Annotated in this window: 19 protein-coding genes and 1 tRNA gene; 7 read left to right on the top strand and 13 right to left on the bottom strand. The window is 71.1% G+C overall.

The genetic code is table 11. The features are described 5' to 3' along the window. Positions 1-198 precede the first annotated feature (198 nt). The 5 genes from IFR14_RS13695 to IFR14_RS13675 are packed head-to-tail and all read right to left on the bottom strand — an operon-like array spanning position 199 to position 5,134. Positions 199-984, bottom strand: coding sequence for an ABC transporter ATP-binding protein (locus IFR14_RS13695; RefSeq protein WP_086473982.1), 786 nt, complete (start codon positions 982-984; stop codon positions 199-201). Then, positions 977-1,765, bottom strand: a complete 789-nt coding sequence (locus IFR14_RS13690) for an ABC transporter ATP-binding protein (protein ID WP_086473981.1) — start codon at positions 1,763-1,765, stop codon at positions 977-979. The genes IFR14_RS13695 and IFR14_RS13690 overlap by 8 nt, the downstream gene beginning before the upstream one ends. After that, entirely contained in the window at positions 1,762-2,673 is a 912-nt protein-coding gene (locus IFR14_RS13685; RefSeq protein ID WP_191941424.1) for an ABC transporter permease, read from the bottom strand. The genes IFR14_RS13690 and IFR14_RS13685 overlap by 4 nt, the downstream gene beginning before the upstream one ends. Then, the gene (locus IFR14_RS13680) at positions 2,670-3,629 is read right to left on the bottom strand and encodes an ABC transporter permease (protein ID WP_079707217.1); all 960 of its coding nucleotides are present in this window, start codon (positions 3,627-3,629) and stop codon (positions 2,670-2,672) included. Before IFR14_RS13680 ends, IFR14_RS13685 begins: the two co-directional genes overlap by 4 nt. Continuing rightward, positions 3,626-5,134 carry an ABC transporter substrate-binding protein gene (locus IFR14_RS13675; protein WP_191941423.1) on the bottom strand — a complete coding sequence of 503 codons (1,509 nt, stop codon included), beginning with the start codon at positions 5,132-5,134 and terminating at the stop codon, positions 3,626-3,628. The genes IFR14_RS13680 and IFR14_RS13675 overlap by 4 nt, the downstream gene beginning before the upstream one ends. Positions 5,135-5,407: 273 nt before the next feature. On the opposite strand from IFR14_RS13675, the gene IFR14_RS13670 reads away from it, so the two are divergent. Further along, the gene (locus IFR14_RS13670; protein ID WP_191941422.1) at positions 5,408-5,863 is read left to right on the top strand and encodes an SIP domain-containing protein; all 456 of its coding nucleotides are present in this window, start codon (positions 5,408-5,410) and stop codon (positions 5,861-5,863) included. Positions 5,864-5,909: 46 nt separating this feature from the next. Here IFR14_RS13670 and IFR14_RS13665 read toward each other — a convergent pair whose 3' ends face one another. From IFR14_RS13665 to IFR14_RS13645, 5 genes are all read right to left on the bottom strand, one after another. After that, positions 5,910-6,320, bottom strand: a complete 411-nt coding sequence (locus tag IFR14_RS13665; RefSeq protein WP_064295281.1) for a hypothetical protein — start codon at positions 6,318-6,320, stop codon at positions 5,910-5,912. Continuing rightward, entirely contained in the window at positions 6,317-7,732 is a 1,416-nt protein-coding gene (locus IFR14_RS13660) for a dihydrolipoyl dehydrogenase family protein (RefSeq protein ID WP_191941421.1), read from the bottom strand. Before IFR14_RS13660 ends, IFR14_RS13665 begins: the two co-directional genes overlap by 4 nt. Further along, the gene (locus tag IFR14_RS13655) at positions 7,729-8,589 is read right to left on the bottom strand and encodes an arginase family protein (RefSeq protein WP_064295283.1); all 861 of its coding nucleotides are present in this window, start codon (positions 8,587-8,589) and stop codon (positions 7,729-7,731) included. Before IFR14_RS13655 ends, IFR14_RS13660 begins: the two co-directional genes overlap by 4 nt. Before the next feature lie 79 nt (positions 8,590-8,668). After that, complete coding sequence (locus IFR14_RS13650; RefSeq protein WP_064295284.1) at positions 8,669-9,442, bottom strand: PspA/IM30 family protein; 774 nt, start codon at positions 9,440-9,442, stop codon at positions 8,669-8,671. Between the two features lie 74 nt (positions 9,443-9,516). Then, complete coding sequence (locus tag IFR14_RS13645) at positions 9,517-11,589, bottom strand: TPM domain-containing protein (RefSeq protein ID WP_191941420.1); 2,073 nt, start codon at positions 11,587-11,589, stop codon at positions 9,517-9,519. Positions 11,590-11,866: 277 nt separating this feature from the next. Here IFR14_RS13645 and IFR14_RS13640 point away from each other — a divergent pair, with 277 nt between their 5' ends. Together IFR14_RS13640 and IFR14_RS13635 are read left to right on the top strand one after the other, a co-directional pair. Further along, positions 11,867-12,613 (top strand): gamma-glutamyl-gamma-aminobutyrate hydrolase family protein, encoded by a 747-nt coding sequence (locus tag IFR14_RS13640; RefSeq protein ID WP_064295286.1) that lies wholly within the window; start codon positions 11,867-11,869, stop codon positions 12,611-12,613. 185 nt (positions 12,614-12,798) lie between these two features. Next, complete coding sequence (locus tag IFR14_RS13635) at positions 12,799-13,629, top strand: DUF3097 domain-containing protein (protein ID WP_124769602.1); 831 nt, start codon at positions 12,799-12,801, stop codon at positions 13,627-13,629. 223 nt (positions 13,630-13,852) lie between these two features. Here IFR14_RS13635 and IFR14_RS13630 read toward each other — a convergent pair whose 3' ends face one another. Then, positions 13,853-15,187, bottom strand: a complete 1,335-nt coding sequence (locus tag IFR14_RS13630) for an aminotransferase class III-fold pyridoxal phosphate-dependent enzyme (RefSeq protein WP_371416574.1) — start codon at positions 15,185-15,187, stop codon at positions 13,853-13,855. Positions 15,188-15,346: 159 nt separating this feature from the next. Here IFR14_RS13630 and IFR14_RS13625 point away from each other — a divergent pair, with 159 nt between their 5' ends. Then, a complete protein-coding gene (locus IFR14_RS13625) occupies positions 15,347-19,351 on the top strand; it encodes a Pls/PosA family non-ribosomal peptide synthetase (protein ID WP_191941419.1) in 4,005 nt (1,334 codons plus the stop codon). Beyond that, the gene (locus IFR14_RS13620; protein ID WP_137243308.1) at positions 19,351-20,685 is read left to right on the top strand and encodes a M1 family metallopeptidase; all 1,335 of its coding nucleotides are present in this window, start codon (positions 19,351-19,353) and stop codon (positions 20,683-20,685) included. The genes IFR14_RS13625 and IFR14_RS13620 overlap by 1 nt, the downstream gene beginning before the upstream one ends. A gap of 6 nt (positions 20,686-20,691) precedes the next feature. On the opposite strand, the gene IFR14_RS13615 is transcribed toward IFR14_RS13620, so the two are convergent. Both IFR14_RS13615 and IFR14_RS13610 read right to left on the bottom strand, forming a co-directional pair. Beyond that, on the bottom strand, positions 20,692-21,360 hold the full coding sequence (locus IFR14_RS13615) for a 4'-phosphopantetheinyl transferase family protein (RefSeq protein WP_191941418.1): 669 nt from the start codon (positions 21,358-21,360) through the stop codon (positions 20,692-20,694). A gap of 55 nt (positions 21,361-21,415) precedes the next feature. Beyond that, positions 21,416-21,490: transfer RNA gene (locus IFR14_RS13610), tRNA-Arg, on the bottom strand. A gap of 90 nt (positions 21,491-21,580) precedes the next feature. Here IFR14_RS13610 and IFR14_RS13605 point away from each other — a divergent pair. Beyond that, positions 21,581-22,414: a transglutaminase-like domain-containing protein gene (locus tag IFR14_RS13605; RefSeq protein ID WP_086473968.1), complete on the top strand. Its 834-nt coding sequence runs from the start codon at positions 21,581-21,583 to the stop codon at positions 22,412-22,414. 60 nt (positions 22,415-22,474) lie between these two features. Next, positions 22,475-24,145, top strand: coding sequence for an arginine--tRNA ligase (locus tag IFR14_RS13600; protein WP_137243306.1), 1,671 nt, complete (start codon positions 22,475-22,477; stop codon positions 24,143-24,145). Positions 24,146-24,231: the final 86 nt, after the last annotated feature.

The following is a 24,231-nucleotide window of genomic DNA, read 5'->3' as shown; positions in this document are numbered from 1 at the left end:
CAGGTCGGCATGCCCTCTTGGGCGTCATCGCGCCGCCAACCGTCTCCGGTCCCTGAGCTTGTCGAAGGGCGGTTCTGCGCGGAGGATTGTCGCCCTTCGACAGGCTCAGGGACCGGGGAATGGTGGCTGAGGGGCCGAGACGGTGGTCCAGCGACGGTGGTCCAGGGACCGTGTGGTGGCTCAGGGACCGGGACGGTGTCAGAGGCGGGGGACCGAGGCGAGCAGCTGGGTCGTGTACGGATGTGACGGCCGACTGAGGACCTTGGCGACCGGACCCTCCTCGACGATCGCTCCGTCGCGCATGACGACGACCCGGTCGCAGAGATGCTGCACCACGCCGATGTCGTGTGAGACGAGCACGATCGCGAGCCCGAGCTCCTGCCGCAGCCCGCCGAGCAACTCGAGGATCTGCGCGCGGACGGTGACGTCGAGCGCGCTGAGCGGTTCGTCACCGACGAGGAGGCGCGGGCGGTGCACGATCGCGCGCGAGAGGGCGATGCGCTGGCGCTGACCACCCGAGAACTCGTGCGGGAAGCGGTCGGCCGCGTCGGCGTCGAGCCCGACGAGCCGGAGCACCGCGCGGACCTTGGAACGGTGGTCGCCCTCGATCCCGAGCGCCGAGAGGGGCTCGGCGACGATCCGCCCGACGCTCATGCGCGGGTCGAGCGACGCGTACGGGTCCTGGAACACCACGCCCGTCTGTCGACGGAACCAGTGCAGGCTCCTGGCGCTCGCCGCAGCGCTGACGGGACGGCCGTCGAACGCGACGGACCCGGAGCTCGGGGTGTCGAGCGCGAGCAGGAGGCGGACGAGCGTCGACTTGCCCGACCCCGACTCGCCGATGATGCCGACGGCTTCACCGGGGGCGACGACGAGGTCGCTCGGGTGGAGCGCGACGGTGCGGCTCGGGCGCTGGAAGAGCGACTCCCGCGGGTTGGTGTAGACCCGTCCGAGCCCCTGGGCGTGGAGCAGCGGCTCAGTCATCGTCCTCGCCCTTCCAGCTCATGGTCTTCGCGGCGGCCAACAGTCGCTGCGTCACGGGCGACACCGGCGTCGACAGCAGCTGGGCCACCGGCCCGGCCTCGACGACCTTCCCCTGCGCGAGCACCACGGCATCACTGGCGATCCGGGAGAGGACCGCGAGGTCGTGGGTGATGAAGACGAGGGACGCCCCGGTCTCGCTCACGAGACGCTCGAAGAGGCCGAGGATCTCCGACTGGATGGTGACGTCGAGCGCCGTGGTCGGCTCGTCCGCGATGAGCAGGGAGGGTCCGCACGCGAGGGCGATGGCGGCCGCGACCCGCTGGCGTTGCCCGCCCGACAGCTGGTGCGGGTACCGCCGGACGATGCGCTCGGGGTCGGGCAGACGGACCCGCGCGGCGAGTTCGACGGCCCGATCGAGCGCCTCCCGTTTCGACAGCCCCTCGTGGATGCGCAGCGGCTCGCCGATCTGGCGTCCGATGGTGCGGATCGGGTTGAGCGCCGTCCGAGGCTCCTGGAACACGATCCCGATCTCACGCCCGCGGATCCGCGCGAGTTCGCGGTCGTCGCGGCCGAGGAGCTCCTCGCCCTGCCAGCGGATACTGCCACTCACCGAGGCGCCGTCCGGGAGCAGTCCGAGGATCGCCAGCGCCGTCAGTGACTTCCCGGATCCGGACTCGCCGATGAGGCCGAACCGTGCGCCCGCCGGCACGCTGAAGCTCACTCCGTCGACGACCCGGCGGCCGCCGAGCGTGACGACGAGGTCCTGGACGTCGAGACTCATGCGGTCACCCCCTGGGGGGAGGTGGGGGTCGAGGCGGGTCCTCGGCGACCGAGGGTCGGATCGGTCGCGTCCCGCAGGGCGTCGCCCAGTAGGTTGAGGGCGAGGACGGTGATGGTGATGGCGAGCCCCGGCCACAGCACCGACAGCGGGTGCACCGCGAGGTAGGTCTGCAGCTCACTGAGCATGCGACCCCACGAGGGGACGCTGGAGGGGGCGCCGTAGCCGAGGTACGACAGGCCCGCCTCGGCGAGCACCGCGACCGCCATCGACCACGACAGCTGGACGATGAACACCGGTGCGACGTTCGGCAGGAGATGCCGCGTCAGGTTCCTCACCGGCCCGAGACCGGCGGCCTTGCCGGCGAGCACGTACTCGCTGTGCGAGACCCGGCGGATCTCGGGGCGGGTCACCCGGGCGATGTTCACGCCGAAGCTGATGCCAACCGCCCAGATGACGACCCACAGCGAGCCGCCGAAGACCGAGGCGATCATCATGGCGATGAGGAGGGTCGGGAACGCGATGAGGATGTCGATCAGCACCGCGACCGTCTCCCGGACCCAGCGCCGCGTGAGCGAACCGAGGGCGGCGAGGGCGACCCCGATGACCGTCGAGACGACTGCGGAACCGATCGCGACGGCCACGGTCACCCGCGCACCGACGAGCAGCAGGCTGAAGATGTCGCGTCCGACCTCGTCCGTGCCGAGCAGATGGGCCGGCGACGGAGCCAGCCACTTCGCGAACGGATCGGTGAGCTGGGGGTCGTACGGCGTCCAGAGGAAGGAGACGCCGGCGCTCAGGAGGAGGAGGGCGACGACGACGAGTCCGAACACACCGGCCGGGCCGGACACGAGCGTGCGGAGTCCGCCTGATCCCGCGCGCCGGCGCGGGTGATCCTGACGGGCGGTCATGTGGTCCGCTCCCGTTCTCGGAGTCGGGGGTCTGCGAGGCGGTGGACGACGTCCACGACGGCACCGATCACGAGGACCACCCCGGTGAGGACGAGGAGCTCGCCCTGCACCTTCACGAGGTCGCGGTTGCCGACGTCGGCGACCAGCATGCGCCCGATGCCCGGCAGGGTGAAGAGCTGTTCGATGATGACGCTGCCGACGATGAGCCCGGCGATCTGGAGCCCGAGCACGGTGACGACGGAGAGCGCCACGTTCGGCAGCCCGTGGCGGATGAGCGCCTGCGAACGGGTCAGCCCCTTCGCCGCCGCCGTCCGGACGTAATCCTGGCCGATCGCGTCGAGGGCGGCGGAACGGACGAAGCGCAGCAGGACCGCGCCCTCGACGACGCCGATCGTGAGTGCCGGGAGGAGGAGGGCGCGGATCGCCGCCAGCGGATCGTTCCAGCCCGCGCGCGGGAAGCCCTGCGCTGGGAGCCAACCGAGCACGACGGCGAAGAGGAGCACGAGCATCATGCCGGCCCAGACGACCGGGACGGCGGCGAGCCCCTGCGACGCGAAGGAGATGACGACGCCCGTCGCGCGGGTGCGCCGGACGGCCGCCAGCACCCCGAGCGGAACACTGAACGCGAGGGCGATCACGAGGGCCATGATGCCGAGCGGGACGGTCACCTGCGCCTTCTGGGCGAGTTCGCTGGCGACGGGGGTGCCCGTGATGAGCGAGTTCCCGAGGTCGCCCCGGAGCAACCCGCCGATCCAGTCGAGGTACTGCAGGAGGACGGGCTGGCCGAGTCCCAACTGTTCGCGGATCGCGGCGACCGCTTCGGGCGTCGCATCCGTTCCTGCGATGACCTGGGCGACGTCGCCCGGGAGCACCCTGATGGTGAAGAAGATCAGGGCGCTCGCGGCGAGGAGCCCGACGAGGAGGAGTACCAGCCTCGTCAGGATGAACCGGGTCACCCGGTCACGGCGACCTTCGCCAGGTTGATGCGCGAGTTGACCGAGTCCACGGGGAAGCCGGTCACGCCGTCGCGCACCACCGTGAGGGTGATCGCGGTGTAGAGCCAGTCGGCGGCGTTGTCCTTCGACACGAGGTACGCCGCCTCCTTGAGCTTCTGGGCTGCGACGGCCGGATCGGTCGCCGCTACGGATTCAGCATAGAGCGACTGGACCTGCGCGTTGTCGTAGCCGAAGTAGTAGTTCGGGTTCGCCCAGTTCTGGAAGTCGCGTGCCTCGACGTGGTTCACGTAGCTGAGGTCGTAGTCCTTGTTGGTGTAGACGTCGTTGAGCCAGGTCGGGAACTCGACGCTCTTGACCGTGAGGGTGACGCCGATGGCCTTGAACTCGGACACCAGGACGTTGGCCACGGAGGTGCCGTAGAAGCTCGGGATCGTGAGTGTCAGGGACAGGTTCTCCTGGCCGGCCTGGGCGAGGAGCGCCTTCGCCTGCTCGGGGTCGTACTTCACGAGCTCGCTGAGGTTCTCGTAGCCCGGGTCGAGCTCGGGGATCGGTCCGTACTGCTCGACCGCGGCGCCGCCGACGGCCTCGACGATCGCGGCGTGGTCGATGGCGGAGCGGAGCGCCTGCCGGACGAGGGGGTCGTTCAGGGGAGCGCGCTGGTTGTTGAACGCGAGGGTGTACTTGTCGGTCGTCTTGCCTTCGGTGATGCTGAAGCCATCGGCGCGGGTGATCTGGTCCTTGAGGTTCGCGTCGAGCGCCGTCTGCACGTCGAGTTCGCCTGCGAGGGTGGCGTTGACGGCGGAGGAGGCGTCGGGGATGTAGCTGAAGACGACCTCCTTGACCTTCGGGGCGTCGCCCCAGTACTTCGCGTTCCGGTCGAAGGTGATGCTGTCGCCCTGTTTCCAGGTCTTCAGGGTGAACGGCCCGGTGCCGTTGGCGGTCGTCGACAGGTCGTTGGTGGCGCCCGACTCCAGCACGAGTCCTGCGCGTCCGGTCAGGGTCCACAACAGGTTGGAGTCGGGCGAGGTGAGCTGCAACTGCACGGTCGAGTCGTCGACGGCCGTGATCGAGGCGACCTTCTGGAGCGCCACGTTGTCGACGAAGGTCGGGTCCTGCTGCACCTGGGTGATGGAGTCGACGACGTCGGCCGCGGTCAGGGCGGCGCCGTCGTGGAAGGTCACGCCGTCGCGGAGGACGAAGGTGTAGGTGAGGCCGTCGGCGCTGATGTCGTGGCTCTTCGCGAGCGTGTCGACGATCTGGTTGTCCTCGGTGCGGGATACGAGGCCCTGATAGACGTTGTCGATGAGGATCTGATCGAGCGCGGCGCCCGAGGTGGTGCGGATGTTGAGGTCGGAGGGCTCCAGGACGAGACCGACCCGCAGGGTCGCGTCGGCGTCGGGCGTCGGCTTCGCGGCCGGGCCTGCGCAGCCGGTGAGGACGAGGGCGGCGCCGGTGACCGCGATCGCGGCGGTGAGGAGCTGACGACGCAGCTGACGATGACGCATGGAGGTCCTTTCGGGGATGCTGGAGTGGCCGGCATCTGGAGACGCACAACCGGTTCCGGGCAGCGGGCATTCCCGCCTGGGCCGCGTGAATACTGGACCGCGTCCGGAAAGCCGCATCGCTGGGGCTCCAGCGAGCGTACCCAGTCGACGTGTGTGGTGCCAGCCACGGTGTCAGGGGGCGTCACAGAGTGATCGGATCGTGATGTGCTCCGCCGCCTTGGAAGACCCTGCGCAGGGGATCGAAGTGAGCTTAGGCTCGCCTATACTGATCGCGTGAGCTATTTCGAGGATCCGGCGGAGTTCGCCGTCGCGGACGCACGCCACGTGCTGCTCGCGGGCGACGAGTCGTCGGTCGGCGAGCTGGCCGACGTCCTCGCGCTGCTCCCCATCTGCGCCCGCGGTCAGGTGTTCGTCGAGGTCGACGACGCCGCGTCGATCACCACCCTCGACTCGCCGGGACGCGTCGTCGTGACGTGGCTCGTCCGCGCAGCGCGTACGGGGGAACCCGGAACGGGCAACCGGTGCGCACGCGGTCAGGCCGTCGCGCGAGCGACCCGGGCCTGGGCGAGCGAGATGCTCGACGTCGACGGACACGACGCGGCCGACTACCACGTGTGGATCGGCGGCGAGACGGAGCACCTCACGGGCCTCCGGAACGACCTCAGGATGACGCTGGCGAGCATCGGCGCGCGTCAGCGCTCGAGCTCGGTCGAGCGCGCATCGCACTGACACGACCTCGAACCGGCACAGCAGCGCACAGACGCCGCGACGCTCGTCAGCGGCGTTTCGGCAGGTAGCCTCCCGCTTCGAGACCGGCTTCGATCTCGAAGCGGTTCCGGAGCGGATCACGACCGGCGATCGCGTACATCAGCGGGAAGAGCATGCCGTACCGCTGCCACTGCCGCTTGTGCACCGCCTCGTGTTCGAGCACCCGGGTCGACACGTTCCGATCGGTGAGGTACACCCCGCCGACGCATGAGCCACCTCGGCCGAACGTCCACGACGGCATCCCGCGGAAGACGATCATCCCGCCCCGCCGTTCGACCGGACCGGTGCTCCAGAGTGCGCCCCAGACGAGCCCGGTGAGCGTGGCGTACCAGTACCCGATCCGGCTGAGGGGTGAGTCGAGCCACGGGCCGCCGGAACGACGGCTCCGCGGCTCATCGACGTCGCCGGGACGGGTCACGCACCGCTCCGGTAGGTCTCGAGGAGCCGCAGCCAGATCTCGCTCATCGTCGGGTAGGACGGCACCGCGTGCCAGAGGCGGTGCAGCGGCACCTCACCCACGACGGCGATCGTCGCCGCGTGGACGAGTTCGGCGACGTCCTGACCCACGAAGGTCATCCCGATGATCACGCCGCGCTCCTCGTCGACGACCATCCTCGCCTGCCCGGTGTAGCCGTCGGCGTGGAGGCTCGAGCCCGCGATGCCACCGAGGTCGTAGTCGACCACCCGGTGGTCGATCCCCGCCGCCTCGGCCTGCGCGGCAGTGAGTCCGATGGCGGCGACCTCCGGTTCGGAGAAGACGACCTGCGGCACGGCACGGTGGTCGGCGGTCGCCGCGTGGTCGCTCCACGGGCTGGTGTCGACGTCCTCGCCGTTCGCCCGTGCCGCGATGACCGCGCCCGCGGCGCGTGCCTGATACTTGCCCTGGTGCGTCAGGAGAGCCCGGTGGTTGACGTCGCCGACGGCGTAGAGCCAGTCGCTGCCGTGAGCGAGGAGCTGATCGTCGACCTCGATCCAGGCACCCGGTTCCAGGCCGACGGTCTCGAGCCCGAGGTCGTCCGTCCGTGGCGTCCGGCCGGTGGCCACGACGAGTTCCGCCGTCGTCACCGCGTCCCGGTCGTCGAACTCGAGCGTGACGGCACCGTCGGCGGCCCGCGAGACGGCGGTGGGGGACGCGTGCACGATCGTCACGCCGAGTTCACGCAGGGAGGACTCGACGAGCTCGCCGGCGAACGGCTCGGTGTTGCCGAGCAGGCCGCTGCGGGCGACGAGCGTGACGTCGACCCCGAGCGAGCGGTAGGCGGTCGCGAGCTCGACGGCGACGACGCCGCCACCGAGGAAGGCGACGGACGCTGGCAGGGTCTGGACGCTCGTGGCCTCGCGGCTCGTCCACGGCTCCACCGCCGCCAGCCCTGCGATGTCGGGCAGGAGCGCGGCGGAGCCGGTGCAGACCGCGACGGCGTGCGTCGCCGTGAGCACCGTCGTCGAGCCGTCGGCGGCCGTCACGGTGACCTCGCGTTGGCCGGTCAGGCGACCGTGCCCACGCACCAGCTCGATGCCGGCGCCCTCGAGCCACTCGACCTGGCCGTCGTCCGACCAGTCACTCGTGAACGAGTCCCGTCGCGCGAGGACCTTGAGCGGATCGAGCGCGGTGTCCTCGGGGATGGCTCCCCCCGTGCGCTTGGCGGCCCGCAGGGCGGCTCCCGAGCGGATGAGGGCCTTGGACGGCATGCAGGCCCAGTAGGAGCACTCACCGCCGACCAGTTCGCTCTCGACGATGACGACGCTCAGACCGCTCTGGTGGGCGTAGTCGGCGACGTTCTCGCCGACGGGTCCGGCTCCGATGACGACGAGATCGACGGTACGGCTCATGGGGTGACTCCTGTCGGGTTGGTGCTGTCGGGTTTCGGTTCGCGACTGATCGCGCCGATGATGCGGAGGATGGTTCCGAGGTCGTCGGCTGCGGCGTCGGGGGAACCGGGGGAGAAGCCCGTGACCCCGGCCCCGGCGAAGCCGAATCGGGCGCGGAGGGCGGTGATGCAGTCGAGCAGGGTGCCGAGTTCGAGACCGAAGGGGACGGCCGAGCTGACGCCGGCGATGACGGCGGGGTCGAGGACGTCGACGTCCACGTGCAGGTAGACGCGGTCGGCGCCCGTCGCCTCGACGGCGGCGACCACCTCGGCGGCGCTCGTCATCACCGAGGAGACCATGGGGATGCCACGCTCCTCGATGTGGGCGAGTTCACCGTCGTCGAGGTCACGCACCCCCACGAGGACGAGTCGGGCGGGATCGAGTGGGGCCTCGGGCAGCAGCATCGCGGCGCCTTCGCCCGTGAGTGCCCGGGCGACCATGCCGCTGAACGACCCGGACGGCGAGCTGAGCGGGGTGTTGAGGTCGCCGTGGGCGTCGAACCAGACGACGGCGATGCCGGGGTCGCGTCGGAGGGCCTCACCGACCGACGCGAGTTCGACGCCGCAGTCCCCGCCGATGGTGATGACGGGCTCGTCGATCCCGACGAGCGCCTGACGTTGGAGTTCCGCGGTCGTCACGAGGGAACTGGCGCGCCGGATGTCGGTGTCGAGGGCCTCGCCGGCCTCGGTCGGCACGTGGACGAGTGTCGTGGCCGCCGTCGGCAGGTCGCCACGGATCGCCTCGGCTCCATCGATCAACTGCATGGCCCTGGACGAGCCGGAGCCCTGCCACTGGGGGACGACGACGAACTTCGTCATGCGGTGCCTTCCTGGAGATGGTGCGAGGGGGCGAGGGCGACGGGCCCTCGGGAGGTCCCGAGGGCCCGTCGGATCGGTACTACTGTCCGGCGTTCGGCGTGTACTCGGGTCCGGAGGACTCGATCGCGGGAGACGCGGAACCGCCGCCCTTCAGCGCGGCGAGGCGGGCCTCGACCTCGGTCAGCTCGCCGAGGTCCTCGAGGTCGTTGAACTGCGCGTCGAGACTCGAGGCGGCGAGCTCCTGCTGGCCGAGCACCTTCGCCTCCTCGCGGCGGATCTTGTCCTCGTAGCGGCTGAGGTCGCTCGTCGGGTCCATGATGTCGATGCTGCCGACCGCATCCGCGACCTTACGCTGGGCCTCGGCGGTCTTGGCACGGGCGACGAGCTCGCTGCGCTTCGTCTTCAGCTGCTCGAGCTTCGTCTTCATGCCGTTGAGGCCGTTCTTCAGCTGCTCGACGACCTTCGTCTGCGACGCCAGCTGCGGCTCGGCCTGCTTGGCCTCGTTCTCGGCGCCGATCTGGCGCTGGAGCGCGATCTTCGCGAGGTTGTCGAACTTGTCGGCGTCCGCGGCGTTGCCCGCCTGACGGTACTCGTCGGCCTTGCGACTCGCGGCCAGCGCCTTGGTGCCCCACTCGGAGGCCGCCTCGACGTCCTGCTGGTGGTCCTGCTCGAGGAGCCGGAGGTTGCCGATCGTCTCGGCGATCGCGCTCTCGGCGTCGGCGATCGAGTTCGTGTAGTCCCGGACCATCTGGTCGAGCATCTTCTGCGGGTCCTCGGCGGAGTCGAGCAGCGCATTGATGTTGGCCTTGGTCAGCTGGGCGATGCGTCCGAAGATGGACTGCTTCTCTGCCATGGTGTTGTTCCTCTCTCGTGTCCTGCTGGGTCGTGTCGGTCGGTGTCTGGTGATGAGGTGGGTGGTGCAGCGGATCAGAAGCGACCGCCACCGCGTCGGGAACGGGTGCCGCCGCCACCGAAGCTGCCGGCGCTGCGTGAGCGACCGGAGCCGCCGCCGAACATGCCGCCGCTCGATCCTCCGCCGCCGAACATGCCGCCGCCGGAACGGGACCCGCCGCCGCCGAGGACGGAGTTGATCAGGATGCCGCCGAGGACGGCACCGAGCATCCCGTTGCCACCCTGCTGCCCCTGGCCGCCGCCGAACATGCCGTCGAGTCCGCCCGCCGACTGGCTCTGGAACTGCCCGAGGTCGGCCTGGGCGAGCTGCACCGCTTGACTCGCGAGCGAGTTGGCGCGCTGGGCGAGGGAGAGCGCCTGCGTTGGGTCGGTCGCGGCGAGACCCTGGGCCTGCACGAGGGTGCGGCCGGCCTCGGCGAGGCGCGTCCGGGCCTCCGGGCCGACGGCTCCGCGCCGCGAGACGATGAAGTCCTCTGCAGCCGACACCTGCGCGCCCGCCGTCTGCAGGGTCTGCCCGAGGGCGGCTGCGGCGCGTTGTCGCTGCTCCGCCGCGGTGCGCACTCCCTGGAGAGCACCGTCGATCTGCGTGTTCGCCGCATCCAGGCGGGCGAGGAGGGCGATCGGGTTGTTCGGAGCGCCGAGCGCGCCGCGCACCTGGGAGACCGTCGCGGTGGTGCTCGCGACCGCTGCGGCGAGGGTGCCGGTCGGGTCGGGTTGGCCGCCCGCCGCGGCGATGTCCCCGTCCAACTCGGCCAGTCGGGCGGCGAGGTGCTGCTCGGCGGTCGACAGATCGGCCTGCAGCCGCTTCACGGCCCCGGTGAGCTGGGTGGCCTGGTCGAGCGCTTCCTCCGCGGCGCGGATGCCGACGGCGGCCTCGCCCGAGTCTCCGGCGGCGAGCCGTGCAGCTGCGTCGGAGATCGCTGCGGTGGCGAAGGCGAGTCGCTCGGTCGCCTGCGCCGGGTTGTCGATCACGGTGATGAGGGCGTCGGGGCTGTAGCGCGTCTGCAGGGCGTGCACCGCGTCTTGCGCGGCCGTCACCGTCGGTCCGGCTGCGGCCGCCCTGGCTCGCAGCTCCTCGACCGCGGCGGGCGCGTTCTTCTCGAGTGCGCGGAGCTCGTCGAAGGAGGCGGCCTGTTCGTCGAGCACATGGTTCGCGTGCTCGCAGAGCCGGATGATCTGGAGGTTCCAGTCGCGTTGTTGCTGCTCCGTGTCCGGCTCGGCGTCGTCGAGCCGCTGCTTGAGTGCGAAGGCGTGCGAGAGGTCGTCCTTCGCTCCGGCGAGGGCAGCGGTGAACGCGGCCGTGGCCGGTTCGCCGTAGGAGGCGGTCGCGAAGCCGAGCTCCTCCTCGCTCGTCCGGACGGCGTCGTCGGTCTGGACGAGCGCACTGCCGGCGAGTCGTTCGAGCTCGGGGATCGGGGCGGTGGTCAGTGGGTCGACCGGTGCGCCCTGCCGGCCCGCGGTCACCCCGCCGTCGCCGTTCGCAGCGCGGCGTCGGCGGAGGAAGACGACCAGGAGGACGACGGCCACGACGGCGACGACCACGATCAGCAGGATCGTCAGCCACCCGGTCGAGCCGCCTGATCCGCTACCGGCACCCCCGATCGACCCGCCGCCGACGGCGGCACCCAGGCCTTCGGCGGCAGCGACGCCGGCCCCGGCCCAGTTCTCGTCACGCAGCTGCGGCAGGATGCGCTGCTGCTCGATCTCGGTCAGCTGATCGCCGCTCACCGGTCCGCTGGAGTCGCCGGAGAGGTAATAGGCGCGGCCCTCGGTCGCCACGGCCAGCAGGTACTGGTTCGGTCCGAGGTTGTTGTCCTTCGCGGTCTGGTTCGCCCAGGACTCGGCATCGCTCGGGTCGGTGAAGGTCGGCACGTAGACCACCCAGAGGTCGACGCCGTGATCCGCGGCCAGGTCGTCGACGGCCGTCGTGATCTCGGAGACCTCACCGCTGCTGAGGACACCCGCGCTGTCGGACACGCGCCCGGCGCCGAGCTGCACCGGGCTCTCCGCCCAGGCGGCGGTGGCTCCCGCTCCGAGGAGCACGGCCACGCAGAACGCCCAGATCGATACCGCCCAGCGAACCCGCATCGGCCACCTCGTCACTCGTTCGGACCCTGGAGCCCCACCCCGCGGCTCGGTTCCGAGTCTAGGTCCGGGCCCTCGACATCTCTACAGCGGGCTCCCAGCGAGCGCACCGAACCGGAGCTGTGCTATACGGCGGTGGCGGTGCTTCGGTGACACGGAACGTGACGCTGTCACCGACCGTGACGGACTCTGTTACCGACCGTGACGCGGCCACTCGCGCGAGGGCATCTGCCCGGCGAGACTGGTCGAGTCACCTCACGGAACCCCTGGAAGGAGCATCATGCAAGGACACGTCTCACCCATGCTGGCGCTCGTCGAGGTCACCAGGTTCCGTGAGGACGATCAGGCGTACCACGAGTACGTGCAGATCCTCGTCGGACGGACCATCGCCGCCGCCGAACGGGCCGGCTGGCGCGTGACCCGGTTGGCCGCGCACGACCTCGGCACCGATGCGCTCCTCGCCTCGACCGACGGGGCCTCCGCCGTCGTCATCATGGGCGGCGCCGACATCGATCCCGCCCAGTACGGCGGAACCACCGGCTACCGCGCCGAGGGCCAGCACTTCCCCGAGGCCGACCGCGCCCAGCTCGCGGTCGCCCGTCGCGCCGCCGAGCGAGGCACGCCGCTGCTCGGGATCTGCCGTGGTCACCAGATCATCAACGTCGCCCTCGGCGGGACGCTCGTGCAGGACCTCGGTGAGCACAGCGCCCACCGCAACGAGGGCGTCCCGGTCGATGAGAGTATGACCCCGCACGAGGTCGAGCTCGACCCCTCGAGTGCCCTCGCGTTCCGACTCGGTGCCCGTCACCTCCAGGTGCAGAGCGCCCACCACCAGTCGGTCGGCGAACTGGGCGAAGGCCTCCGCGCCGTCGCCTGGGCCTCCGACGGCACCGTCGAGGCGATCGAGCACCGCACCCTGCCGATCACCGGCGTGCAGTGGCACCCCGAGGACCCCGGCACTGTCGACGACCAGCTCGGGCTCCTGCTCGGCGGTCTCGCCCGCGAGGCGGAGCGCGCCGCCGCCTAGTCGGGGCGTGTCTCCGCACCGGGCGGCTTCGCATGCCAGGAGGCCCTCCCGCTGCAGGCGACCCACCGCTCGACCTGTCCCCGACTCAGGACGGCGTCGGCGTGTCGAGCCTGGATTGCGGCGTGTCGGCCACGCCACGCCGGGGCCGTCCTGAGAAAGGTCGGAGGGTTGGTTAGCGTTGACGGGTGTTCGAAGACAGGTACGGTCAGGACGTCCTCGCGGGGGACTGGCGGAAGAAGAACCGCGTGGTGGCCCGCGAGGTCGAGGCGGTGACCGACCTCGTGGTCGAGGAACTCGGCGGCTTCTGCGGCGCGATCACGCGCGTCGAGGCGAAGACGGTCGAGCTCGAGGACTACCGCGGCAAGCGACGCGTGTTCCCCATGGGGGCGGGGTTCCTCCTCGAGGGTGAGCCCGTCGTCCTCGTCGTGCCGAAGCGCGCACCGACGGGGCGGGCGCGCACCGCTTCCGGCTCCTTCGCGGTGGAGACGACCGCTCGGGTGGCTCGCGCGAGCCGGATCTTCGTCGAGGGCCGCCACGATGCGGAACTCGTCGAGCGGGTCTGGGGCGACGACCTCCGCGTGGAGGGCGTCGTCGTCGAGTACCTCGCGGGCGTCGACCACCTCGACGCCGCGCTCGCCGAGTTCCGGCCGGGCCCCGACCGTCGTGTCGGCGTCCTCGTCGACCATCTGGTCCCCGGTTCCAAGGAGCAGCGGATCGCCGACGCCGTCATGGCCGGACCGAACGGCCGCAACGTCCTCATCGTCGGGCACCCGTACGTCGACGTCTGGCAGGCCGTGAAGCCCGCCAGGGTCGGCCTGCGCGAGTGGCCGACCGTCCCTCGCTCCATCGAGTGGAAGAAGGGCATCTGCCAGGCGTTCGGCTGGCCGCACGACTCGCAGGCCGACATCGCCCGTGCCTGGAAGCGCATCCTCGGTCAGGTCCGGACCTTCAACGACCTCGAGCCGGAGCTCCTCGGTCGCGTCGAGCAGCTCATCGACTTCGTCACCGTCGACTGAGCCGCCGCCGGTTGCGCCAGCGCGGTGCGCTGACGTCACCGCGGGGCACCGCCGCGAGCGCGACCCTCCGGAGACCCGCGCTCACGCGCCCGGGCCGCGCTCGCGCCGATTCGGGTGGGTTCGCGTCAGCGCACCGCGCTCGCGGAAGGGTACGGCGGCCGCAGACCCGCGCTCGCGTCAGCGCACCGCGCTGAGATCTCACCAGCGGAGGCGACCGCTGCCGCTAGGAGGAGACCTGACCCAGGGCGTCCTCGAGGACGGACACCGCGTCGCGGAGGAGCTCGTCGGACATGACCGCGCTCGGGAGGAGTCGCAGCACCGAGTCCCAGGAGCCGGCGTCGAGCACGAGCACCCCCTGGGCGATCGCCGCGTCGATGACGGTCTGCAGTGCCGTGGGGTGCGGCTGCTTCGTGCCGGGGACGACCAACTCGACGCCGGCCATCGCACCGATGATCCGGACCTCGCCGACGATGTCGAACCGCTCGGCCCAGTCACCCATGAGCGATCGCAGGGTCGCCTCCACCCGACGGGCCTCGCCCAGCAGGTCCTCGCGCTCGATGACCTCGAACGTCGCGAGCGCGGCCGCCGTGGACACCGGGTTGCCGCCGAAGGTGCCGCCGATGCCACCGGGCTGGACGGCGTCCATGATCTCGGCGCGCCCGGTCACGGCCGACAGCGGGAAGCCGCCGGCGATGCCCTTGGCACTCGTGATGAGATCGGGCACGACACCGTGGTGCTCGATCGAGTACCAGGCGCCGGTGCGGCCGATGCCGGCCTGGATCTCGTCGGCGACGAACACGATCCCGTTCTCGGTGCACCACTCGCTGATGCGCGCGAAGTAGCCGGGCGCGGGGATGACGATGCCGCCGTCGCCGAGGACCGGTTCGGCGAAGAACGCGGCGACCTCACTCGCACCGATGTGCCGCTCGATGTAGTCGATCGTCACCTCGGCAGCCGCCGGTCCGTCGAGTCCGTCGCGGAAGGGGTAGGAGAGCGGGACGCTGTAGATCTCACCCGGGAACGGGCCGAACCCGAGGCGCTCGGGCGCAGGCCGGTAGGTCATCGCCATCGTCAGGTTCGTGCGTCCGTGGAAGGCGTGGTCGAGGGCGACGATCGCGCGACGTCCGGTGTACTTCTTCGCGATCTTCACCGCGTTCTCGACGGCTTCGGCACCGGAGTTCAGGAGGATCGAGCGCTTCTCGAAGTCGCCCGGCGTGATCTCGGACAGCTTCTCCGCGACGCGCAGGTAGTTCTCGTACGGCGTCACGGTGAAGAGCGTGTGCGTGAGCTTCGTCGCCTGCTCGGCTGCTGCCGCGGCGACGTCGGGGTTGGCGTGCCCGATGGTCGTCACGCCGATGCCCGTTCCGAGGTCGATGATGTGGTTGCCGTCGACATCCACGAGGATGCCGCCGGAGCCGTGGTCCATCCACACCGGCGCGAGGTTGCCGGCACCGCGCGACACAGCGCGGCGGCGCCGTTCCGTGAGGGCGAGCGATCGGGGGCCGGGGATGGCGGTCACGAGCTGGCGTTCCTGGGGCACGGAGTAGTCGATGGTCATGCAGGCCATGGTAGGCGCGCGTCCTCCGAGGATGCCGGGGGCCGACGGAGCGTCGCCGACGATTCCACGACATCTGGCGGTTGACTGGTGTTCACCAACCGTCCATGCGCGCTGCCTACCGTTGGCGGCGCTGAACAGCCGGACGACAGGGGATCGCGTATGGACGCCGACACCAGCACCGCCCTCCTCATCGAGCGGCAGCCCGCCCTGCTCGGTGGCGTGCGCGCACCGGCCGAGCGCACCCTTCTCGACATCCTCCGTGACGTCGCCGCGTCGCACCCCGAGGCCTCGGCGATCGAGGACGCGGAGGGGGCGCTCAGCTACCGTGAGCTCGTCCTCAGTGCCGAGCGGGTCGCGGCTGGGCTGTTCGCCGCCGGGGTCCGCCGCGGTGACCGGGTCGGTGTCCGGATCGCCTCGGGCACCCGCGACCTCTACCTCGGGATCCTCGGGATCCTGTTCACCGGAGCGGCCTACGTGCCCGTCGACGCCGACGACCCGGAGGAGCGGGCACGACTCGTGTTCGGTGAGGCGGCCGTCGTCGGCGTCCTGGTCGACGGCGGTGTCTTCGAGCGTTCGCGCCGAGGCACTGAGGACCCGGCCGATGACGGCGCCGATCCCGACCGGGTGCAACTCGCGACGGGCGCGGCACCCCACCCGGGCACCCGGGCGATCCCGGTCCTCGAACCACCGCGACTCGACGACGACTCCTGGATCATCTTCACCTCCGGCTCGACGGGCACGCCGAAGGGCGTCGCCGTCTCGCACCGCTCTGCCGCCGCGTTCGTCGACGCCGAGGCGCGGATCTTCCTCCAGGCGGAACCCCTCGGCCCCGGTGATCGTGTGCTGGCCGGCCTGTCCGTCGCCTTCGACGCGTCCTGCGAGGAGATGTGGCTCGCCTGGGGACACAGCGCGTGCCTGGTCCCGGCGCCGCGCTCGCTCGTCCGCAGCGGCATGGACCTCGGACCCTGGCTCACCGCGAAGGGCATCACCGTGGTGTCGACGGTGCCCACGTTGGCGGCGATGTGGCCCGCCGAATCCCTCGAGAACATCCGCATGCTCATCTTCGGCGGCGAGGCCTGCCCGCCGGAGCTCGCCGCCCGGCTGGCCGTGGACGGTCGCGAAGTCTGGAACACCTACGGACCCACCGAGGCCACGGTCGTCGCCTGCGCCGCGCTGTTGACCGGCGAGCAGCCCGTGCGCATCGGACTGCCACTCGACGGCTGGGACCTCGCCGTGGTCGACGCCGAGGGCATCCCGGTCGAGGAGGGCGGCGTCGGTGAGCTCATCATCGGCGGCGTCGGACTCGCCCGGTACCTCGACCCCGTCAAGGACGCCGAACGGTATGCGCCCATGCCGAGCATCGGGTGGTCGCGGGCGTACCGGAGCGGCGACCTCGTCCGCTACGAGGCCGCAGGACTCGTGTTCCAGGGGCGCGCGGACGATCAGGTGAAGATCGGCGGTCGGCGCGTGGAACTCGGGGAGATCGAGGCCGCTCTGCAGGCGCTGCCGGGCGTCTCGGGTGCGGCAGCAGCCGTCCAGCGTACCGCCGCCGGGAACGCCGTCCTCGTGGGGTACCTCGCGGTGCCCGACCGCGACGGGTTCTCCGTCGAGCGGGCGCTCGACACCCTCCGTGAGCAGCTCCCGGCACCGCTCGTCCCGCTCCTCGCGGTCGTCGGCGAGCTGCCCACCCGCACCTCCGGCAAGGTCGACCGGGCCGCGCTGCCGTGGCCGCTCGACGCCGCCGACGGGGAGGACGCCTCGACCCTGTCGGGCACCGCCGCGTGGCTCGCCGAGCAGTGGACGGCCGTCCTCGGGGTCCGGGTCACGGCCGAGAGCGACAACTTCTTCAGCCTGGGCGGCGGGAGCCTGGCGGCCGCGCAGCTCGTCTCGCTCATCCGCACCCGCGACGCCGAGTTCACCGTCGCCGACATCTACGGCCACCCCCGACTCGGCGCGATGGCCGCCGAACTCGACGGCCGACGCCCCGAGCGTCGCAGGCGGGCGGCCGTCGCGGACCCCGTGCTCCCGACGCCGCTCGCGACCCAGTGGGCACAGACCCTCCTGGGTGTCCCGCTCCTCATCCTCGTCGGACTCCGGTGGCTCGTGTACCTGCTCGCCGGCAGTCGGGTCCTCGGCCTCGTCGCGGACGTCCCGTACCTCCCCATGGTCTCCTGGTGGTGGATCGCCCTCGGGTTCCTCGTGGTCATCACCCCGATCGGACGCATGGCGATCTCCGTCGTCGCGGCGAAGCTCCTCCTCGTCGGCGTCCGCCCGGGCGACTACCCGCGCGGCGGCTCGGTCCATGTGCGACTCTGGCTCGCCGAACGCGTCGCCGACACCGTCGGCGCGGTGAGTCTCGCCGGAGCCCCCTGGATCTCGGGCTACGCCAGGGCGCTCGGCGCGAAGATCGGTGCCGACGCGGACCTCCACAGCGTGCCGCCGGTCACCGGTTTCCTCACCATCGGGGCGCGCGCATCGATCGAGCCCGAGGTCGACCTCCGCGGCTACTGGGTCGACGGCGACACGCTCAGACTCGGCCACGTCCACATCGGCGCCGAGAGCACGGTCGGCGCTCGCAGCACCCTGCTCGCCGGCACCCGGATCGGCAAGCGTGCGGAGATCGCTCCAGGATCGTCCGTCTTCGGCCGCGTCCCCTCCGGACACCTGTGGTCAGGGTCGCCCGCCGTCCGCGTCGGCAAGGCGAAACCGGTGTGGCCGACCGAACGACCCCCGCGTCGCCGACGCTGGCTGTTCGCGTACGGCGCGGGATCGGCGCTGCTGTCGGTGCTGCCGTTCCTCGCCTTCGTGCTGGCGGCGGCGGTCGTGGCGGCCGGCGCGTCGGGCGCGACCAGCCTGCTCGAGTTCTCCTGGCGCGCACTCCTCTGGGTGCCCGTCGCCACCCTCGTGTGGTTCGTCGTCCTGGCGATCAGCACGATCGGCCTCGTCCGGCTGCTCGGCCTCGGTCTCAGCGAGGGCTACTTCCCGGTGCGCAGTCGGGTCGGTTGGCAGGTGTGGGCGACGGAGCGGCTCCTGGACGCCGCGCGCACCCTCCTCTTCCCCCTGTACGCGAGCCTCTTCACGCCCGTCTGGCTCCGCCTGCTCGGGGCGAAGGTCGGGCGCAACGTGGAGGCGTCGACGGTCCTCCTCCTTCCGCGGATGACGACCGTCGGCGACGGTGCGTTCCTCGCGGACGACACGATGGTGGCCTCCTACGAGCTCGGTGGCGGGTGGATGCGGATCGCCGGTGCGTCCGTCGGCAAGCGCGCCTTCCTCGGCAACTCCGGCATGGCGGGCCCCGGCATGCACGTTCCGAAGAACGGGCTCGTCGCCGTGCTGTCGGCCGCACCGCGGAAGGCCAAGTCCGGCTCGTCCTGGCTCGGGAGCCCACCGATGCGACTCCGGCGGCAGGTGTCCGACGCCGATCTCGACCGGACCTACGACCCGCCGCTCCGGCTCCGGATCGCCCGCGCACTGTGGGAACTCTGCCGCATCGTCCCCGTCATGGTGACGACCGGCATCGCGCTCCTGGTGCTCCTCGCGCTCGCCTGGTTCGCCGACACCTGGGGTCTCGGTGTCGCGATCGCCGTCAGCGGTGCCGTGCTCCTGGCCGCCGGCGCGGTCGCGGCGGGGATCACGACCGTCGCCAAATGGGTGATCGTCGGCCCGATCCGCACAGGGGAGCACCCGCTCTGGTCCTCGTTCATCTGGCGCAACGAGGTGTCCGACACCTTCGTCGAGATGGTCGCGGCGCCCTGGTTCGCGGCACCCGCCACCGGCACCCCCGCCCTCACCTGGTGGTTGCGCTCGCTCGGTGCCCGCATCGGTCGTGGGGTCTGGTGCGAGAGCTACTGGCTGCCGGAGGCCGACCTCGTCCGACTCGGCGACGGCGCGACGGTCAACCGGGGCTGCGTTGTGCAAACGCACCTGTTCCATGATCGAATCATGAGTATGGATCAGGTCGAACTCGCATCGGGCGCCACGCTCGGGCCGCACAGCGTCATCCTCCCCGGAGCGCGGATCGACGACGACGCGACGGTCGGACCGGCCTCGCTCGTCATGCGCGGCGAACGCGTCCCCGCGGGCACCCGGTGGAGCGGCAACCCGATCGGCCCGTGGCGCGAGGTGACGACGGCGGAGTACCGGGAGCCCCAGGTCGCGTCCTGATGGGGGAGGCTCTCGCCCGTCTGCGGAGCGCAGGTGACCCCTACACGCCCTCCAGCGGGAACCGTGGCTACCGCGTCGTCCGGTACGAGCTGGAGCTCGACTACGACGTCGACCGAAACGCCCTGTCCGGGACGGCTCGACTCACCGCCGTCGCGACGGAGGAGCTCACGCGGTTCTCGCTCGACCTCGCCGCGCTGCGCGTCACCCGTGTCCAGGTCGACGGGGTCGAGGCGAAGCGGACGCACAGCTCGGGCAAGCTCACGCTGACGCCCCGGAACACCATCGCGGACGGCGCCGAGTTCTCCGTGCTCGTCCGGTACTCGGGTGCGCCCCGTCCCGTGCGCAGCCCCTGGGGCGAGATCGGCTGGGAGGAACTCGAGGACGGCGTCATCGTGGCGTCCCAGCCGTGCGGCGCATCGAGTTGGTTCCCCTGCAACGACCACCCCTCGGACAAGTCGTCCTACCGGATCAGTGTCACGGCGTCGTCGGCGTACACGGTCGTCGCCCCCGGGGAGCTGGTGTCGCGGGTCGCCCGCGCGAGCCGGACCACGTGGGTCTACGAGCAGCCTGAACCGATGGCCGCCTACCTCGCGACGGTGCAGATCGGCCGGTACCAGCGGCTCGCCGTCAGCGCTCGGGTCGCGACGAGCACGGTGCCGGTCGTCGCGCACCTGCCGCGCGACCTCACCGCGCGGTTCCGACATGACTTCGCCGACCAGGTCGACATGCTGGCGTGCTTCGAGCGCGCCTTCGGGCCCTATCCCTTCGGCAGCTACGGCGTCGTCGTCACGGACGACGTGCTGGAGATCCCCCTCGAGGCGCAGGGGATGAGCGTGTTCGGCCGCAACCACGTCGACGGCGTCAGCGGTTCGGAGCGGTTGATCGCGCACGAGCTCGCCCACCAGTGGTTCGGGAACAGCCTGACGATCGCCACCTGGCGGGACATCTGGTTGCACGAGGGCTTCGCCTGCTACGCCGAGTGGCTGTGGTCGGAGGAGTCGGGCGCTGAGACGGCCGACGCCTGTGCTCGGGCGCACTACGCGGCGCTCCGACGGGCACCGCAGGACCTCGTCGTCGGCGACCCGGGACCCGCGGACATGTTCGACGACCGGGTCTACAAGCGGGGCGCGATCGCCTTGCACGCCGTGCGTCGACTGCTCGGCGACGAGGCGTTCTTCGACCTCCTGCGTGACTGGGTGGCGTCCTTCCGGCACTCGAGCGTGTCGACGGACGACTTCATCCGGACGGCCGATCGACATGCGCCGGCACCGGTCGAGCCGCTCCTCGACGCGTGGCTCTTCCAGGAGGCGCTCCCGCCGTTCCCCGTCGGCTGAACCGGGTCAGGGGAGCAGGAGGGCAGTCGCGACGACGAATCCCGGCACGGGCTCCGGGTGGTCGACGACGAAGCGGTGGCCCGCGGTCTCGGTGACGTGTGGTGCGGCATCCGGCCCGAGGTCGATCGTCGCGGGATCGGTCGTGAGGCCCGTACCGAGGGCCTTCGTCACGGCCTCCTTCGCCGTCCAACGCTCGGCGAGCGCCCGGAGGCGTCGTCGGTCCGGCAGTCGCTGCCACTGCTCCCGTTCCGCGGGGGTGAGGGCGACGTCCTCGACGCCGGCGAACCGGGCCGCGTCGAGCCGTTCGACGTCGACACCGACGGGGTGCTCGATCGACACCGCTACAGCGGAGGCGTCGGCGGTGTGGGAGACGCTCACGTGGACGGTCCGGTCTCCGAAGCGCACCCGTGGTCGTCCGTGCGCGAGACCGCAGTCCGGGCAGACCGCCGTGACCTCGATCCGCTCGGGGCCGGTGCCGATCGTCTCCGCGACGGTGCGCACGAGCAGTGCGCGACCGAACAGGAACCGACGGGCCGCGGCAGCGGAGGAGGTGTCGAGGCGGTCACGGGCGGACGCGTCCAGCCGGGCGGCCGTGCCGGCGAGGTCGAGCTCAGCGGCGCTGGCCCAGCGCAGGAAGCGGACCGTCGGCTGCGGGAGGGGATCGGCTCGGTGCATGGCCCCCGCGTTCCGGAGTCGGAGCGATGCGAAGCAGGACCTCGCGAGATGGTGATGGTGCCCTCGACTGGATTCGAACCAGCGACTTCTTCCTCCGGAGGGAAGCGCTCTTCCGCTGAGCTACGAAGGCGGAACGTGTCCAAGCTACCAGAGTCGGGACCCACGCCGGTACCGGAGGCGTGCGGGTTCCGCGTCGCCCGTCGCGTGGAACAATGAGGTCATGCAGCGCACCCTGACCGCGTCGCTCGATCTGCGGGTGCACGATCGAGCCGACCTCATCTTCTCCATCGCTGCAGCCGGCGGCACCCCGCTGGCGAGCGAGCGACTGCAGGTGCACTCCTCGGACGGCCCGTGCGCCGTCACCGAGATCGTGGGTCCGGACGACACACGACTCCACCGGGTCATCGCCGAGCCCGGCCGCTTGCAGGTCGACTACGAGGCGGTGGTCGTCGGGCAGGCCGTGCCGCGTCCCGTGGACGCCTTGGAGACCGTGACCTACCTCCGTCCCAGCCGGTACTGCGAGTCGGACGCGCTGTTCTCGCTCGCGCGTTCCGAGCTCGGCTACCTGCTCGAGCACCGTCGCCTGCACGAGGACGGCACGGTGTCCGGCGGTCTGCAGGTGCTGCCGTGGGTGGCGGCCTGGGTCGGACGACACCTCTCCTACGTCTCCGGCTCCACGACCGTGTCGGACAGTGCGGTGTCGACCCTGGCCGCGGGGCGTGGCGTGTGCCGGGACTTCGCGCACCTGACCATCGCGATGCTTCGGGCGCTCGACATCCCGGCCCGGTACGCCGCGGTCTACGCCCCGGGTCTCGTCCCCATGGACTTCCACGCGGTGGCCGAGGGCTTCGTCGACGGCGCCTGGCACGTGGTCGACGCGACGGGCCTGGCACCGCGTCAGTCGCTCGTCCGCATCGCCACCGGACGCGACGCCGCGGACGTGGCCTGGTTGAGCAACCATCACGGCAACGTGACCGTCGAGGACATGCGGATCGACGCCCTGATCGACGTCCTGCCCGCCGACGACCCCGCGCAGGCGGTCGTGCTCGCCTGACGGTCGCCCCCGAGGCCCACCGTGTCGCCGGTGCGACGCGCCCGGGTAGAATCGCTCCTCGTGACTCCTGAAGACCTCGCCTCCGCCCTGCACGCCATCGTCGTTCCGATCGTCGAACGACGACGCGAGGCGGCGGGCATCACCGACGAGGTCGCGGTGTCGATCGACGACGTGGTGCTGGAGCGTCCGAAGAACCGCGATCACGGCGACTGGGCCTGCAATATCGCGATGAAGCTCGCGAAGCGCGTGGGGGCGAACCCGCGCGAGCTCGCGCAGGAGTTCGCCGACGCGCTCGTGCAGGTCGACGGTGTCGCCTCGGTCGAGGTAGCCGGCCCCGGGTTCATCAACGTGCGCCTCGACGCCGCTGCCGCGGGTGCGCTCGCGAAGGTGATCGTCGACGCCGGCGACGCGTTCGGCCGCAACGACAGCCTCGCCGGTCAGACCATCAACATCGAGTTCGTCTCGGCCAACCCGACCGGCCCGCTGCACATCGGCCACACGCGCTGGGCCGCGCTCGGCGACTCCCTGGCTCGCGTGCTGAGCGCGTCCGGTGCGACGCTCGTCAGCGAGTACTACATCAACGACGCCGGCAACCAGATGGACACCTTCGCGGACTCGATCCTCGCCGCGGCCAAGGGTGAGCCGACGCCTGAGGGCGGCTATCCCGGGGCGTACATCGGCGACCTCGCGAAGACCGTGCTGGCCGAGATCCCCGACCTCCTCGAGCGTCCGGACGCCCGTGAGGTCGCGCGGGAACGCGCCTACGCCCTGCAGCTCGGTGAGATCCGCGCGTCCCTCGAGCGCTTCAACGTCCACTTCGACGTCTGGTTCAGCGAGCGCACCCTGCACGCGACGGGCGAGGACGGCACGAGCCTCATCGACCAGGCCGTGGACCGGTTGCGCGAGCAGGGGCACGTGTTCGACGAGGAGGGCGCCGTCTGGGTGCGCACGACGGACTTCGGCGACGACAAGAACCGCGTCATCCGTCGCTCCAACGGTGTCTACACCTACTTCGCCGCCGACGCCGCGTACTACCTGAACAAGGGCGACCGCGGCTTCCAGCACAAGATCTACCTGCTCGGCGCCGACCACCACGGCTACGTCCACCGGCTGAAGGCCCTCGCGGGTGCGGCCGGAGACGACCCGGACCGCGACATCGAGGTGCTCATCGGGCAGCTCGTCAGCGTGAACGGCGCCCGACTCTCCAAGCGCGCCGGCAACATCATCGAGCTGGACGACCTGCAGGCCTGGATCGGGACGGACGCCCTGCGGTACTCGCTCGGTCGCTACCCGGCCGATTCGCCGTTGGCCCTCGACCCGGAGCAGCTCCGCAGCCGGACGAACGACAACCCCGTGTTCTACGTCCAGTACGCGCACGCCCGCACGAACTCGGTGGCGCGCAACGCCGCCTCGGCCGGGGTCGATCGCAGCGCCTTCGCACCGGAGCTGCTCGTCCACGAGACGGAGTCGGCGCTCCTCGGCGTCCTCCAGGAGTTCCCGCGGATCGTCGCGCAGGCCGCACAGCTGCGCGAGCCGCACCGCGTCGCCCGGCACCTGGAGGAGACCGCGAGCCTGTACCACAAGTGGTACGACAGCTGCCGGGTCGTCCCGATGGGGGAGGAGCCGGTCACCGACCTGCACCGCACGCGCCTCTGGCTGAACGACGCGACCGGCACCGTCATCCGGAACGGGCTGGCGCTCCTCGGCGTCTCCGCGCCGGAGCGGATGTAGCATCCGCGCAGCAGGAGATCCGCGGGAGCACAGGACAGTCCCTCGGGAGCGGTCCTGCGCTCGCGCCGATCTCCGGTGTGCGCTGT

It is taken from the genome of Plantibacter sp. CFBP 8775, from assembly GCF_014839505.1.
Taxonomy (GTDB): domain Bacteria; phylum Actinomycetota; class Actinomycetes; order Actinomycetales; family Microbacteriaceae; genus Plantibacter; species Plantibacter auratus.
Note: the sequence above shows the minus strand (reverse complement) of the source record. Positions and strands in the feature narration are given on the sequence as shown.

Excerpts from the sequence above, each read along its gene's own strand:
- IFR14_RS13695 (WP_086473982.1), bottom strand. The coding sequence starts at position 984 with ATGACTGAGCCGCTGCTCCACGCCCAGGGGCTCGGACGGGTCTACACC.
- IFR14_RS13690 (WP_086473981.1), bottom strand. The coding sequence starts at position 1,765 with ATGAGTCTCGACGTCCAGGACCTCGTCGTCACGCTCGGCGGCCGCCGG.
- IFR14_RS13685 (WP_191941424.1), bottom strand. The coding sequence starts at position 2,673 with ATGACCGCCCGTCAGGATCACCCGCGCCGGCGCGCGGGATCAGGCGGA.
- IFR14_RS13675 (WP_191941423.1), bottom strand. The coding sequence starts at position 5,134 with ATGCGTCATCGTCAGCTGCGTCGTCAGCTCCTCACCGCCGCGATCGCG.
- IFR14_RS13660 (WP_191941421.1), bottom strand. The coding sequence starts at position 7,732 with ATGAGCCGTACCGTCGATCTCGTCGTCATCGGAGCCGGACCCGTCGGC.
- IFR14_RS13655 (WP_064295283.1), bottom strand. The coding sequence starts at position 8,589 with ATGACGAAGTTCGTCGTCGTCCCCCAGTGGCAGGGCTCCGGCTCGTCC.
- IFR14_RS13650 (WP_064295284.1), bottom strand. The coding sequence starts at position 9,442 with ATGGCAGAGAAGCAGTCCATCTTCGGACGCATCGCCCAGCTGACCAAG.
- IFR14_RS13645 (WP_191941420.1), bottom strand. The coding sequence starts at position 11,589 with ATGCGGGTTCGCTGGGCGGTATCGATCTGGGCGTTCTGCGTGGCCGTG.
- IFR14_RS13640 (WP_064295286.1), top strand. The coding sequence starts at position 11,867 with ATGCAAGGACACGTCTCACCCATGCTGGCGCTCGTCGAGGTCACCAGG.
- IFR14_RS13630 (WP_371416574.1), bottom strand. The coding sequence starts at position 15,187 with ATGACCATCGACTACTCCGTGCCCCAGGAACGCCAGCTCGTGACCGCC.
- IFR14_RS13625 (WP_191941419.1), top strand. The coding sequence starts at position 15,347 with ATGGACGCCGACACCAGCACCGCCCTCCTCATCGAGCGGCAGCCCGCC.
- IFR14_RS13620 (WP_137243308.1), top strand. The coding sequence starts at position 19,351 with ATGGGGGAGGCTCTCGCCCGTCTGCGGAGCGCAGGTGACCCCTACACG.
- IFR14_RS13615 (WP_191941418.1), bottom strand. The coding sequence starts at position 21,360 with ATGCACCGAGCCGATCCCCTCCCGCAGCCGACGGTCCGCTTCCTGCGC.
- IFR14_RS13605 (WP_086473968.1), top strand. The coding sequence starts at position 21,581 with ATGCAGCGCACCCTGACCGCGTCGCTCGATCTGCGGGTGCACGATCGA.